A 14,345-nucleotide genomic window follows, 5' to 3' on the forward strand; every position below is an offset into this window, starting at 1 on the left:
CTGATACGTTACGGATATGTTTCAACATCAGTAAACCCACCATTAAACGTATGGGCTTGGCCGGACGGCCGTTATCCTTACAATAGAGTGGGGCAAAGGCCTTTTCAAAAACACTCCAATCTATCTTGTTGGCAAGTAAAAATAAGGGATGGTGGCGGTTTAGGGTGTGCTCAAAAGTGAAAAATAGGCTGGTTTGATTCTCTGGTTTTTTATTGGGAAGCATCTTAAATATTTGCAAGTTTTACGATATAAATATAACAAATCTTGCAATTATTTCACATTAAAATTATACACAAAGTGTTGATAATCATAATTTTATATGCTTTTTAAGGCTCGACTAAATAGCTCCACTTTAAGACACATTTCTTTCATCAACTTTTGAGAACGGTGACAAAATCATAAAAAATCAGCTCAAAATTGGGTATAATCTGCTAGGGACCCTCTTCGAGACCGCTTCGAGACTTCTTCGAGAAACGCCTCTTGATTTCCGAACAAGTCTGGGAGAGGGTCCGAAACAGCTACCTTAGTGTACAAAAAGCATATTTTAAAATATCTTTTTTAGGCAAGTAAAAGGTTAAAATAAATAGGCTGTCAGCAGCTATATTTTATCTACACGATTGCCTTTTATAACACATGAATAATGATGATTTGTTGATTGGAAAAAGGCTTTTTACAAAAAATTATATTTATCCTATTGATTTGGAGTAGCAATGTTCTCTGATACTCTTAGAAAAGGCTTCGACTCCGCTACCATTGACGCTATTTATAAATGTTTAAAAATTAGGCATTCACCCACTGGCTTTCCGGCCTCTTGACCGGCCATGTCAAGGTACTTTTTTCCGCAAAAAGTACCCAAAAACTCTCCGCTGCGCCGCTTGCTTCTAAAGGTTCTACTAAGGCTAATCCTGTAGAAGCCGCAACCGCCAAGGCGGAATTGGGCGTAAACGGCTGTTAATGCTTGGGCAGGACTATCGAAATACCTAAACACGTCATTTCATATTGATTTATATGAAATATATTAGACCTCAGCCTGACATAAAATTTAAACCTATAAGGTTTTTAAAACCTTATAGGTTTTGTACTCAGCTTGATACAAAATAGGATTTGTATTTTAACCCAAAATAGCGGTAACCTCTATTTCAATAAGAATCTCTGGATCTATCAATTTTGATACTTCTACCATGGTAGTAACTGGTTTGATATCTTTAAAATACTCGCCATGTGCTTTTGCGGCTTCTTCCCATTGAGAAATATCTGTTAAAAACATACGGGTACGTACTACATTTTCTAAAGAGGCATCGGCATCTTCTAAAACGCCTTTTAGTTTTTCTAAAATAGCTTTTGTTTGTCCGTATAAGGTGCTGATAGCGTTTCCATCTGCATCTTTAGACATGGTTGTACCGGCAATTTCTATGGTATTACCTACTTTCACCGCTCGGCAATAACCAATAATATCTTCCCAAGGAGAACCTGAAGTAAAATTTTGTCTGTTTGTCATTTTATATGTTTAAGTTTTTAGCAATGTATTTGAAAAATAAACTGGATTGCAGCGGATACCGGCCTTGTGGATAAGGCCTGAAGTAGTATAAGCGTAAAGCCAGACTATCCGCAAATAAAAGCGAAGAACCTGGCTTTACAAAATTTATTTCATTTTATTATGAGGACTTAATTTAGCTTCCTTTGGTATTTCTAATCATGGCTTCTAAGGCGTCCCACATTTCGGGGCTTATCATTTCTAGGCCATTGAACTGACCGGCACCTTGCAGCCATTCGCCACCATCAATGGTAATGATTTCTCCGTTGATATAGTTAGAAAAATCTGATAGTAAATAGGCTGCTAAGTTTGCGAGTTCTTGATGTTCGCCAACTCTTTTTAAGGGCACTCGGTTTTTAAAATCAAATTTTTGAGCCATGTCTCCGGGTAATAACCTTTCCCAAGCGCCTTTTGTTGGAAATGGACCAGGGGCTATAGCGTTACATCTGATTTGGTGACGGCCCCACTCTGCGGCTAAAGATTTTGTCATGGCCAAAACACCGCCTTTAGCACATGCCGACGGTACTACATAACCAGAGCCTGTGAAAGCGTATGTGGTTACAATATTGAGTATACTGGCTGCTTGTTTTTCTTTAATCCAGTGCTTACCAAAGGCCAAAGTACAGTTTACAGTACCTTTTAAAACAATGTCTATAATGGTAGAAAATGCGTTGGCAGATAAACGCTCTGTTGGGGATATAAAATTACCTGCCGCATTGTTTAATAAACCATCTACTTTACCAAAGGTCGCCAAACTTGCTGCTAAAACTTCATCAACTTGTTCTGCATTTCTTACATCGCAAGCTAGGGGTAAAACTTTACCTCCAGTTTTAGCTTCTAGCTCCTGAGCTGTTTTTTCAAGTACTTCTAACTTACGGGAGGTAATAACTACTTGCGCACCTAACTCTAATAAATAAGTGCTCATGGCTTTTCCTAAACCGGTTCCGCCGCCTGTTACAACGAAAGTTTTTCCTTGTAAGGCATTATCTCTTAACATGGGTTGGTTGTACATAATATTAGTTGGTTAGGTGGTTAGTTGGTTGGGTTGTTAGTTGGTTAGGTTGTTAGTATTATTAGTTTATTGGTTTATTAGTATTGTTAGTTTATTGGTGTGATAGTCATTGGTTTATTAGTATTGTTAGTTTATTGGTGTGATAGTCATTGGTTTATTAGTATTGTTAGTTTATTGGTGTGATTGGTTCATTAGTCATTAGTTCATTAGTGTTAATGGTTCATTGGTGTGATTAGTCACTGGTTTATTAGTATTGTTAGTTCATTGGTGTGATTGGTTCATTAGTTCATTGGTATTATTAGTTCATTGGTGTGATTAGTCTGAAACTGGCTAAGAAATCTTTCTACTTTATACTTTCTACTTTATACTAATGACTCTATACTAATGACACTACTTACTGCCTCCCTTAAGGTTTTCTATAATTGTTTTAAGGATTGACCTTGTTGATGGTGCCCACCATTGTTTTAACATAGTATCTAGCGTAGAAGTTTGGTCGGCTGATACTTTTTCTATCAGTTCTTTGCGCAAATTAAGTTTTGATTGCTGCCAAGTGGTAGCATCATACTGTAAGTAGCTTTGTATTTTCTTTTGTGCATGGCTCATTAAGCTGCTGATATCTGAAGTAGCATCTAGCAAGCCTATTTGTTTGGCTTCCTCAACAGAGAAGAGTTTACCTTCTAATAGGCTTTGATAGGCTTTTGCTTGCCCCAGCCAAAAAGCATACAAATGGAAAATACTATCCGGTACGATGATACCTACGGGTACTTCGTTTAAACCGATGATGTATTTACCTTCTGCCATAACCCTATAATCGCAACAGAGTGCCATTACACAGCCACCGGCTGGGCTATGCCCACTGATAGCAGCTACTAAAGGCTTTTTAAATAGGGTTAAGGTTTTAACTAAATCCAGAAAATCAACCCAAAAGTTTTTAATTTGATTTTCATCATAATCATAAAGCTCTATTAAGTCTAAACCAGCAGTAAAAAAGCCTTCTTTACCTGTTAATATAGTGCCTAAAATTTGCTCGTCTTGTTCTATATTCTTGATAAGGCTTTTTAATTCTTTTATCAACTCGGCATTCATAGCATTAGATTTACCCCTGTTTAATGCTATAATCGCTACCTTCTCTCTTACAGTTACACTGAATGTATTCATATCCTAATTTACTTTATATCTGATAACTTTTCTGCCTAAACGCCCATAAACATCTAAACCTTCAACAACTACGCGGTAGGTTCCGGTGCCATCGGCATTAAAATAATTAACTTTTGCATTCCCGGTAGTATCTGTTATCACGGTAGGGTTCCAGTAAATGGTACTTCTTAAATCGGCCATATCTTTTTTAGTTTCTGCCTTATCGTAGGCTGGCACATAAAATTGCTTCATGGTAGTAAAACCTAAAGGTTGATAAGCGATTAAACCTGGTGTATAGGTATTGGTAGAACTATAATTACCACCACCTCTTTTGGTGTTGATGACAATAACACCAGAACCACCTCTACCACCATAAATAGCGGTCATGGCACCCGGTTTCATGATTTCTACGCTTTCTACATCTTGTGGGGCTATGGTATTTAAGAAATCTGGTTCTACAAAAATACCGTCTAAGATAATCTGAGCGGGAGGTCCGCCCATATTTCTCATGAAATATATTTCCCCGTTCTGAATCATCATACCTGCTACTTTTCCTTGTAAAGCAAATTCTAGATTTGGCGCATTTTGTAGTTCTTCGGCTGTAATTACCCTATCGGCATTACCAGCACCATTTAAATTGCTAGAGTTTTGAAGTTTCTCTCGTTTTTCTACTACACTTACTTCATCTAACATAATAGAACGTGTGATTAAACCATTCTTTAATAATTCTTCGTACTGGCTTTTGCTATTTTTAATATAAGCAGACATAGAAGCATTAATATTTGCACTAAGTTCTGATTTTTCGAAAGGCTTTTGTACGGGATGCTTACCAAACTCATCCATCACAATCTCTACAAACTTTTTATCCTTTATGGTTCTGGCTTGTACAACAAACTTGGTGCTATCTGGAAACAACAGGCTATCTACTAAAAATTTACCTGTTTCGTCTGTTTTTGCCTGAATAATAAATGTCCCACCTGTAGAACTAAAAACTGTTACATTACCATTAGCAACAGGCTTTTTATTGTTGCTTACCGTACCTGATATACTTAAAGTTTTCTCGGGTTTAAAAGTTAAGGATGGGAAAGCGTTATTGATGATATTTTGCCAGTTGAATCTTCTCCATCCTTGTGTCATGAATAGCACATCTAAATCAGCTTTTTTCTTATCATCTACCTCATGGAAATAATAATTTGGATTTTCTACATAACCCTTAAGATCTGATTTTAGCAGCAGTTCTGACATAATAGTATGCTCTTCTTCTGGCTTAACCGGCACTTTACCTTCATCAATTACCGACATAGATAAGGAACTCACCATTGGGTTATTGTCATTAGTTTTAGCTGTAACGGCAATGTTAACTTTACCTCTTTTGGCATATATTTCTTTATCTGGTTTGATATCGATATTTAAAAAATCTTTTGTGTTAGCATGAAATATCAAACGCTCTGATAGGGGCTGCGCTTGGTCATTAAAAAGTGTTAATTGAATAATACCAGTAGGAAATTGTGCTTTTGAAAGATATGTGGCAAAACCATTTTTTGAGAGTTTAGCTACTGCCGAATAAATGACATTACCAGAAGATTGAACCAAAACGGTGAAGTTTTTACCTAAATGACTGTTGGCATAAGCATCATTGGCTTGCACTCTCAACAGTAAAGAATCTTGCCCTTTGTCTACAGTGCTTAAGACAATCCCTTCGGGTTTAACTGCAGGGAGTGGAAACTTCTTCTCTGTACCATCAGTAAAAGTAACCACCGCTTCATAAGTTAAATTGGCTTCCGGATAAATGGCGAAATAACCCATTCCCGCATGTCGGGTTAAAATATTTGCGATTTTTTTCCCATTGCTATCTTGTACATAACCGCTAATGGATTTCCCTAATCCATCGGTACCAACAGCTTTAAAAGCAACTTTTGATCTTACTTGGGTAACCATATCTCCGCCTTCCGGGAAAAACTGTACATCTACCTGGTTGCTGGTACTTTTGATAGGAATAAGCTTATTTACGATGGTACCTTCAGAAATGGTTAAGGCTACATTTAATACCCCTGATTTTATAACTTCTGGCTTATTATTGGTGATATTTATCACTGTATTTCCTTGGTCATCTGTATTTACTTTACCTTTCTCGGTTTGCCTACCATCAAGTTCTACGGTATAATTTACCTCTCGATTGGCATAAGGGAAGCCATCTACATTTTTAAAATTGACTTTTGCTACTACCAATTCTTTTCCATCGGCATTGCTAAACTCGTAATTGGTTTGGGTAATCAACTGGCTAGAACGAATATCGCCAACTTTAAAAGTTTGGTTGTAAAAGAAAGATTCATCAAAATTGCGCATCCAATTGGTATAGGCTCTTAGCCTGTAATTTCCTTCTTTTAAAGAATCTGCAAGTTCTATATTACCCCAACCAAAACCAGCTGTTAAAGGCAAACGAAGTGTTTTTTTAACTTGATTTTTCTGATTGATTAAATCTACATACATGATTTTACTTAGTACTGATGGGCGCATCGTTTGCGCATCAACAACATAGGCTTTAAACCAAATTTGATCTCCGGTAGCATAATAAGGCTTATCTGTATGTAGATAAATTTTTTCTTGTGTGTGCGATGTATGAAACTTGTTGAAATTATCTAAAACTTGTTTCAATTTATCATCCTGAGCAATAAAAGCAACAAAAACGGTAACTGCAAGTAGCAAAAAAAGGTAATGAATCTTTTTCATTAAGGTTTATTTTAAAATTGTTTTATAGGTAAGACACGATGGCGTTAAGAAAGTTTAGTTTTTAACGCCATCCGTAATATTTAAAAGTTATTTTTCCACATCATACTTTCTACAGGTTTGGTGGTTTTATTATTGTATTTAGCATTGCCTTTGGTATTGTACATGGTTTGTATATCGCCTTCTACAGCAAAATAAATTAACTGGCCAATAGGCATACCGGCATAAACACGAACGGGCTGCGCTACAGATATTTCCAGTGTCCAAGTATTACAAAAACCTACATCACCTTTACCTGCTGTTGCATGTATATCTATACCCAATCTGCCCGTACTTGATTTTCCTTCCAAAAAAGGTACATGTTGATGCGTTTCTGTATATTCTAACGTTACTCCCAAATACAAAGTATTGGGTTGTAATACGTAACCTTCTTTAGGAATTTCGAAGTGCTCTATTTGGTTATGTTTTTTAGCATCTAGTATCCTATCTGTATAACAAGCCAGATATTTCCCTAAATGTACATCATAAGAATTAGTACCTAAACATTCTTTTTTAAAAGGCTCTATGATGATGGTTCCTTTGTCTATTTCTTCTAAGATACGTTGGTCTGAAAGAATCATGATTGATTATGGTTTTACTTTGCCTAAAATATGATTTATTTAAAATAATTTTGTACCGTATTAGAAATTAAATAGATGCCTCTCACTTTTTTGGAAGAAATACATCCCAATACTTATATAGGACTTTGGAAAATAGAAGAAGAACCTGCTATTTTAGAAAAGCAATTACAACTGAAAGACCATGAAAAAGAGGTTTTAAAAGGCTTAAATACCCAAAAAAGAAATCTCCATTGGTTGGCTACCAGAGTATTATTAAGAAAAATGCTGAATACCAAGGATTATATAGATTGCCAACCCGATGAAAACGGCAAACCTGTTTTATTAAATATGCCACATCATATCTCTTTAAGTCATTCTTATGATTATGCCGCAGTTATGATTAGTAAAGACAAAAGAGTAGGTATTGACATTGAAATCATCAAAGATAAAATCACCAGAGTAAAGCAAAAATTCATGAGCCCACAAGAGCTTAATTTTATCGATAAACAACATGCTATAGAGCATTTATATGTTTGCTGGTGCGCTAAAGAAGCACTTTACAAACTTAATGGTAAAAAGGAAACCTCTTTTAAAGATGATATTCATTTAGATGAGTTTCCATACCAAACAAAAGGCTTACTAAAAGGTAGTATTAAGAAAAAACCCATAGCTAAAAGCTATACCATTGCTTATCGCAAGTTTGAAGATTATATGTTAGGTTACGTTTACGAAGAAGATGAAGAATAAAGAAGTATTTTTTCAGGATTGGGGCTTATTACCTTACGAGCAAGCTTGGGACAAACAAGAAGCTATTTTTGCGGAAACTGTTGCTATTAAAACCACCAACAGAAACCAACCAGAAACGGCACAACAAACACCCAATTACCTTATTTTTGTAGAGCATCCACATGTTTACACCTTAGGAAAAAGTGGTAAGCCAGAAAATCTGTTACTTGATGAACAGGCGCTTAAAGAAAAAGAAGCTACCTACCACAAAATTAACCGAGGTGGAGATATTACTTACCATGGGCCAGGCCAAATTGTGGGCTATCCTATTTTAGATTTGGATAATTTTTTTACCGATATACACCTCTACCTACGCACTTTAGAAGAAGCTGTGATTTTAACTTTAAAAGATTATGGCATAACAGCAGGCCGGTACGAAGGTTATACCGGAGTTTGGCTAGACGCCGATAACCAAAAAGCTCGTAAAATTTGTGCTATGGGGGTAAGATGCAGTCGTTGGGTTACCATGCATGGGTTTGCTTTTAATGTTAACACCAACTTAGATTACTTTAAAAATATTGTTCCTTGCGGAATTGACGATAAAGATGTTACCTCTATGCAGCGAGAGTTAGGAAAAACATTGAATATAAACGAAGTAAAAGACAAGCTCAAAAATCATATTGCCAAACTATTTGAGATGAATTTAACCGTCTTATAATTTTACTAAGCGCTACACTAAGCCCCCTCAATACTATACTTTGTAATTTTATGTTTTCTTGCTTTAAGATGAATAAATAATATTCAAACAATTCATTATTTTCTTTTTAATACATCATTAAATAGCTAATTTTGGGCTCCAATTTTAACATTCATTCAAACCAGATAACATGAGAAAACCACTAATTGCAATTCTTAACTCAAGCACCTTCGGTAAACACTTTGCTGCCCACATGAGCACCTTAGAAGCTTTTGCTGATATTAAACATATTACAGTACCATCAGATATTGATGGCGATGCCCTTGCAGAACATTTGAAAGATGCTGACGGTATTATTGCCAGCGTTACACCAAAAATCCCTAGAGCAACTTTAGAAAAATGTAAAAACTTAGTTTTATTGGTGCGTCATGGTATTGGATGCGATAATGTAGACTTAGAAGCCGCTACAGAATTAGGTATCATGGTTTCCAGAGTTAAAGGTATCATAGAAAAAGAAGCGGTTGCAGAATATGCTATTTCTTTATTAATGGCTGGGTCAAGAAAATTAGTTTCAGGTTCCAGAGCGGTAAGAGATAGCGCCTGGAGTACCAGAGCCGGAATGATAGGTATGGAGATTAAAGGAAAAACCATAGGTATCATTGGTTTAGGAAACATTGGCTCTCGTAGTTCAGAAATATTAGCTAAAGGTTTTGGAGCAAATGTAGTTGCATCAGACCCTTATATTGCTAAAGATAGATTTGCAGAATTTGGTGCTAAAGAAGTTTCTTTGGACGAGTTAATCAAAACTTCAAACGCCATTTTATTCCATTGCCCACTAACAGATGAAACCAGAAGAATGTTAGGCAAAGCACAATTTGATAGCATGCAAAAAGATGCAGTTTTGGTAAACACCTGTCGCGGAGAATTGGTAGACGAAGATGCTTTATTTGAAGCGCTACAAAACGGAACTTTAGGTTGTTATGCTACAGATGTTGTAGAAGGCGAGCCTATAGATGGAAACCACAGATTAGCAAAATTAGAAAACACCATTATTACACCACACTTGGGTGGTTATAGCTGGGAGTCTTTACATGGCATGGGCCAAACATGTGTTGATGACGCTGTTGCTGTTTTCCAAAACAATGGTATTGCTGGCGAACTGGCTAACCCTGAAGTTTTACAAACAAAACGCAGAGTATGGGCCTCGCAATAGCCATAGATTTAGGTACAACAAATCTTAAAGTAGGGCTGGTAAATGAAAACGGAGAAATTATCGATATACGCTCTGTAGCAGTACCTATACAAAGCAAAAAACCAGGCGAGGCAGAACATAACTCAGAGGATTTGAAAAAGCTTATCCTCGGTTTATGTAAAGAATTACTGATTGGTGATTATAAAAATCAGGTTTGTTATATCGTAAGTGCTACATACCAATTTGGTTTAATGCTATTAGACGAGCAAAAAAAACCGCTTACAGGTATTACCTTACTTTCTGATATCCGATCACAAAAAACATTTGATGCTTTTTTAGAAAGCTATAAAGATTTTGATATTTATCATCAAACAGGTTGCCCGCTGATAAGCCCTTATGTGCTAGCCAGGCTATTTTATTTCTCTACACAAGAGAAAGATCTACTCAAAAAAGCCGCCTATTTTTCTGATAGTAAGTCGTTCTTATTCCAATGGCTTACCGGCGAATTTACGACAGATTTAAGTACCGCAGCAGCAAGTCAGGTTTACAATATTCATCAAGAGTATTGGGATGAAAAGCTGCTTGCGCCTATTGGCCTATCAGGAAAACAATTTCCACAAATTAAGGATGGTACAACATATCTGGCATCTTTACAAGAAGATATTAAAACAGCACTAGAACTAACGCAAAATGTTAAAGTGTTGTTAGGCGTGTATGATGGCGCAGCTTTAGCCATTGGTTCTGGAGCTTTGCAGGATGGTGTAGGAATTATGAATGTGGGTACATCTGCCATGTTACGTATCGCCGGTAAAACACCAGCTTTTGATAAAGCAGATAACAAAAGAATACAGCCCTATGCTTTAAACAAGCAGTTATTTTTAAATGGCGGTGCGCTTAACAATGCAGCTTTACCTGTTAACTGGTTACGTAATAGTTTATTTGATGTTGATGTACAAGATGATGCTATGCTGCATTTAGGTACTACAGCACCTTTAATTTGTTTACCTTATTTAACCAGCGAAAGAGACTCTAAAACAGGTCCTTACGCTTCTGGAGTATTTTTTGGTTTACGCCAGTATCATAGTAAAACAGATATGGCTCGCTCTGTTTTAGAAGGTGTTGCATACTCTATGCGCTATATTTTTGATGCTTTAAAAGAAAATAACCTCCAAATTAAGCAGTTACGTATGGGTGGCGGCGGAAGCAATATTAAGCCTTGGGTACAAATATTTGCCAATATCATGGGGCTACCCATCAATATCCCTTCTGGTGATGAGCTAGGAATTATAGGTAGTGCTATGCTTGCTTTTGCATCAGAAAATCCAAATAAAGATGTTTTTAAAATAGGCATACAGCTAAACAATCATAGTTTAACGGTTTACCCAGATGAGCATGCCGTTGATGTACATAATCAACGTTACCCATTTTTTAAAAAACTAAGAGAAACTTTGGGTCCGCTTTATCAAGAACATACGCTTTTATAGAAAACATGCAGCACTTCTTAATTTTTTGAGGTGCTGTATATTATATCTAATTTTCGGGAGGTATCTATCCATTTTAAAAACTTAAAATTTCTCTATCATAGCAAAGTAAAAAAGCACCTATTCTAGCTTACAAACAACACTAAATGCTCGTCTATAACGTATTTATCATGAGCATCTTGAAATGTTCGTTTTAAGGTTCAACAAAGGGGTTTATCTTTTAAAAGGTAAATCCCTTTTTGTTTGGTTAAAGCCTGTTGAAATGATTTATATTTGTTAAACATGAATTTTAAAATAGAATCTTATTACAAACCTACCGGCGATCAACCAACGGCTATAAAACAATTGGTTGAGGGCGTTAAAAGTGGAGAAAATTATCAGACCCTGCTTGGAGTTACGGGTTCTGGTAAAACTTTTACCATCGCCAATGTAATAGAGCAAACACAAAAACCAACCTTAATATTAAGTCATAATAAAACTTTAGCCGCACAGCTTTATGGAGAGTTTAAGCAATTCTTTCCTGATAATGCGGTTAATTATTTTGTATCTTATTACGATTATTACCAACCAGAAGCATTTTTACCAACTACCAATACTTACATAGAGAAAGATTTACAAATAAACGAGGAGATAGAAAAACTACGTCTGAGAACAACATCGGCTTTAATGTCTGGCAGAAGAGATGTTATTGTGGTGTCTTCTATTTCTTGTATTTATGGTATGGGTAATCCCGAGGATTTCTCAAATTCGGTTTTTAGATTTGGTGTGGGTACACGTATCAGCAGAAATGCTTTTCTGCATCGTTTAGTAGAGATTTTATACTCCAGAACTACTGTAGAATTTAAACGTGGTACTTTTAGGGTTAAAGGCGATACGGTAGACATTTATCCAGCATATTTAGATTTAGCTTATCGGATTTCTTTTTTTGGTGATGATATTGAAGAAATATCGGCTATAGACCCAGCATCGGGTAAAACCCTAGAAAAAATGGACCAAGTAGCGGTTTTCCCTGCCAATTTATTTGTTACGCCTCGGGATAGGTTTACCAGTGTGCTCCACCAAATTGGGGAGGATATGGAAAGTAGGAAAAAGCAATTTGAGGGCGAAGGCAGATTTTTGGAAGCTAAACGTTTAGAAGAGCGTACCAATTACGATATGGAGATGATGCGGGAATTGGGCTACTGCTCTGGAATAGAAAATTACTCGCGTTATTTTGATGGTAGAACACCAGGGATGAGACCATTCTGTCTGTTAGATTATTTTCCTGATGACTATTTAATGGTGATTGATGAAAGCCATGTTACCGTACCGCAAATAAGAGCCATGTATGGTGGAGACCGTTCCAGAAAATTATCTTTAGTAGAATATGGTTTTAGATTACCTGCTGCTTTAGATAACAGACCTTTAAACTTTAATGAGTTTGAGAATCTGGCACCACAAACCATCTACGTAAGTGCTACACCCGGAGATTACGAATTAGAAAAAACCGAAGGCGTAGTGATAGAACAAGTGATTAGGCCAACGGGCTTACTAGATCCACTTATTGAGGTTAGACCCGTAATTAACCAAGTGGATGATTTATTGGATGAAATAGATAAAACCATTAAACAGGGCGACCGTGTTTTGGTAACCACCCTCACGAAAAGGATGGCCGAGGAGCTTGCAAAATACATGGATAGGTTGAACATTAAAGTGCGGTATATACATTCTGAAGTAAAAACTTTAGAACGGGTAGAAATTTTACGTGGCCTCCGTTTGGGCGAGTTTGATGTACTCATCGGGATTAACCTTTTAAGAGAAGGTTTAGATTTACCCGAGGTTTCTTTGGTAGCTATTTTAGATGCCGATAAAGAAGGTTTCTTACGCTCAGAGCGTTCTTTAATACAAACTATTGGTAGGGCGGCTCGTAATGATAGAGGGCGGGTTATTATGTATGCCGATAAGATTACCGATTCTATGCGGATTACCATAGAAGAAACCGAAAGAAGAAGAGAAAAACAAATTAAATATAACGAAGAACATGGTATTGTACCTAAAACGGTAGGTAAATCTAAAGAAGCTATTATAGAGCAAACATCTGTAGTAGATTTTAAAGGTGGTGTACAACAAACTTATGTAGACAATGCAGAAGTTACACTAGCTGCCGACCCAATAGTACAATACATGACCAAAGCACAGCTTAAAAAATCTTTAGATAATACTAAAAAAGATATGCTTGCTGCTGCAAAAGATATGGATTTCTTATTGGCGGCAAAGCTTAGAGATGAAATGTTTGCTTTAGAAAAAATGATAGAAGAGAAATTTGGAAAGTAACATTTCCTGTATAAAAAGGTCTTATAAAACATAAAAAACTATATTTGCAATCATGGGCGGATTATTGAAATTTATCATTATAACCATTTGTGTACTTTATATTTTAAGGGTATTAGCTCGTATTTTCTTGCCTTTTTTATTCAAAAAAGCGATACATAAAATGCAAGAAAAAATGCAGCAACAACAAGGTGGTGCATATCAATATCAACAACAAAACCATACAAAACCAGAAGGAAAAATTACGGTAGATTATATTCCTCCACAAAAAAAAGAACCTAAGCTAGACAATGCTGGTGATTTTGTGGATTATGAGGAGGTAAAGTAATTTTAACCACAAAGGGTGCAAATATTTAGGACTTTGCTTTATGTACTCCTTTGTGGTTAAATTTTTAAGTTTAAAAGACGCAATCTAAGGCTGTTTTAGCTAAAATTACGTTATCAGGTGTGCCAGAAATGTAATAATTGATACTAAACTTCAGTTCAGAGGCATTTACACTAGTAATTGTTAAATTATATGTGTTGGTACTAATATTGGGACCGCTACTTATTAAGATTATGCTTTTTCCATCTTCGCTTACTGTATAAGTCAAATTTCTACTGCTTCCTAAAAATCTACTGCTTCCTTCAAAATTCCAAGTATCAATAACAGAACCATCAGATTTAAACTCCCAATAAGAATCCTCATCAAAACATCTTGAAGTGTTAAACGATTGATAATACCATTTTCTACTTGTCAATAATGCTGTCACTCTTTCTTTTTCAGATTGCTTGATTTTTTCATAATTATTGTTGTTTGATTTTAGTTACGAAAATTTAAAGGTTTGATAGTTTTCTCCTGACTTGTCCCTATGCAGCACTAATAAAAATAATTCCATTGATAATCAATTGATTATATTGTAAAAAGATGTAAATTGTCGCACTAAGGGA

General features: G+C 36.0%; 13 protein-coding genes. 6 read left to right on the forward strand and 7 right to left on the reverse strand.

The features are described from left to right. The 6 genes from H510_RS0112190 to dcd form a co-directional block, all read right to left on the reverse strand. A partial coding sequence (locus tag H510_RS0112190; RefSeq protein WP_483823593.1) for a transposase occupies positions 1-223 on the reverse strand: 223 nt, incomplete at its 3' end. 888 nt (positions 224-1,111) lie between these two features. Then, positions 1,112-1,498, reverse strand: a complete 387-nt coding sequence (locus tag H510_RS0112200; protein WP_026904585.1) for a RidA family protein — start codon at positions 1,496-1,498, stop codon at positions 1,112-1,114. Positions 1,499-1,670: 172 nt separating this feature from the next. Then, positions 1,671-2,546: an SDR family oxidoreductase gene (locus tag H510_RS0112205; protein ID WP_026904586.1), complete on the reverse strand. Its 876-nt coding sequence runs from the start codon at positions 2,544-2,546 to the stop codon at positions 1,671-1,673. Positions 2,547-2,936: 390 nt separating this feature from the next. Next, positions 2,937-3,704, reverse strand: a complete 768-nt coding sequence (locus tag H510_RS0112210; protein WP_026904587.1) for an enoyl-CoA hydratase/isomerase family protein — start codon at positions 3,702-3,704, stop codon at positions 2,937-2,939. 3 nt (positions 3,705-3,707) lie between these two features. Further along, positions 3,708-6,413, reverse strand: coding sequence for a TonB-dependent receptor plug domain-containing protein (locus tag H510_RS0112215; RefSeq protein ID WP_026904588.1), 2,706 nt, complete (start codon positions 6,411-6,413; stop codon positions 3,708-3,710). Between the two features lie 80 nt (positions 6,414-6,493). Next, entirely contained in the window at positions 6,494-7,030 is a 537-nt protein-coding gene (gene dcd, locus H510_RS0112220; protein WP_026904589.1) for a dCTP deaminase, read from the reverse strand. A gap of 75 nt (positions 7,031-7,105) precedes the next feature. Here dcd and H510_RS0112225 point away from each other — a divergent pair, with 75 nt between their 5' ends. The 6 genes from H510_RS0112225 to H510_RS0112250 all read left to right on the forward strand — a co-directional run bounded on the left by H510_RS0112225 (position 7,106) and on the right by H510_RS0112250 (position 13,743). Further along, positions 7,106-7,756, forward strand: coding sequence for a 4'-phosphopantetheinyl transferase family protein (locus H510_RS0112225; protein ID WP_026904590.1), 651 nt, complete (start codon positions 7,106-7,108; stop codon positions 7,754-7,756). Next, a complete protein-coding gene (lipB, locus tag H510_RS0112230; protein ID WP_026904591.1) occupies positions 7,746-8,453 on the forward strand; it encodes a lipoyl(octanoyl) transferase LipB in 708 nt (235 codons plus the stop codon). The genes H510_RS0112225 and lipB overlap by 11 nt, the downstream gene beginning before the upstream one ends. A gap of 169 nt (positions 8,454-8,622) precedes the next feature. Further along, entirely contained in the window at positions 8,623-9,645 is a 1,023-nt protein-coding gene (locus H510_RS0112235; RefSeq protein WP_026904592.1) for an NAD(P)-dependent oxidoreductase, read from the forward strand. Further along, positions 9,630-11,108, forward strand: a complete 1,479-nt coding sequence (locus tag H510_RS0112240; RefSeq protein ID WP_026904593.1) for a gluconokinase — start codon at positions 9,630-9,632, stop codon at positions 11,106-11,108. Before H510_RS0112235 ends, H510_RS0112240 begins: the two co-directional genes overlap by 16 nt. Before the next feature lie 279 nt (positions 11,109-11,387). After that, positions 11,388-13,418: an excinuclease ABC subunit UvrB gene (gene uvrB / locus H510_RS0112245; RefSeq protein ID WP_026904594.1), complete on the forward strand. Its 2,031-nt coding sequence runs from the start codon at positions 11,388-11,390 to the stop codon at positions 13,416-13,418. 52 nt (positions 13,419-13,470) lie between these two features. Continuing rightward, entirely contained in the window at positions 13,471-13,743 is a 273-nt protein-coding gene (locus H510_RS0112250; protein ID WP_026904595.1) for a DUF4834 family protein, read from the forward strand. A gap of 70 nt (positions 13,744-13,813) precedes the next feature. Here H510_RS0112250 and H510_RS0112255 read toward each other — a convergent pair whose 3' ends face one another. After that, positions 13,814-14,167 (reverse strand): hypothetical protein, encoded by a 354-nt coding sequence (locus tag H510_RS0112255; protein WP_155977960.1) that lies wholly within the window; start codon positions 14,165-14,167, stop codon positions 13,814-13,816. Between the last annotated feature and the right edge of the window lie 178 nt (positions 14,168-14,345).

Origin of the sequence: Pedobacter glucosidilyticus DSM 23534 (genome assembly GCF_000425145.1) — a bacterium.
Taxonomy (GTDB): Bacteria; Bacteroidota; Bacteroidia; order Sphingobacteriales; family Sphingobacteriaceae; genus Pseudopedobacter; species Pseudopedobacter glucosidilyticus.

Coding starts and splice junctions, on each gene's coding strand:
- H510_RS0112200 (WP_026904585.1), bottom strand. CDS start 1,498: ATGACAAACAGACAAAATTTTACTTCAGGTTCTCCTTGGGAAGATATT.
- H510_RS0112210 (WP_026904587.1), bottom strand. CDS start 3,704: ATGAATACATTCAGTGTAACTGTAAGAGAGAAGGTAGCGATTATAGCA.
- uvrB (WP_026904594.1), top strand. CDS start 11,388: ATGAATTTTAAAATAGAATCTTATTACAAACCTACCGGCGATCAACCA.
- H510_RS0112235 (WP_026904592.1), top strand. CDS start 8,623: ATGAGAAAACCACTAATTGCAATTCTTAACTCAAGCACCTTCGGTAAA.
- dcd (WP_026904589.1), bottom strand. CDS start 7,030: ATGATTCTTTCAGACCAACGTATCTTAGAAGAAATAGACAAAGGAACC.
- H510_RS0112250 (WP_026904595.1), top strand. CDS start 13,471: ATGGGCGGATTATTGAAATTTATCATTATAACCATTTGTGTACTTTAT.
- H510_RS0112205 (WP_026904586.1), bottom strand. CDS start 2,546: ATGTACAACCAACCCATGTTAAGAGATAATGCCTTACAAGGAAAAACT.
- H510_RS0112225 (WP_026904590.1), top strand. CDS start 7,106: ATGCCTCTCACTTTTTTGGAAGAAATACATCCCAATACTTATATAGGA.
- H510_RS0112215 (WP_026904588.1), bottom strand. CDS start 6,413: ATGAAAAAGATTCATTACCTTTTTTTGCTACTTGCAGTTACCGTTTTT.
- lipB (WP_026904591.1), top strand. CDS start 7,746: ATGAAGAATAAAGAAGTATTTTTTCAGGATTGGGGCTTATTACCTTAC.
- H510_RS0112240 (WP_026904593.1), top strand. CDS start 9,630: ATGGGCCTCGCAATAGCCATAGATTTAGGTACAACAAATCTTAAAGTA.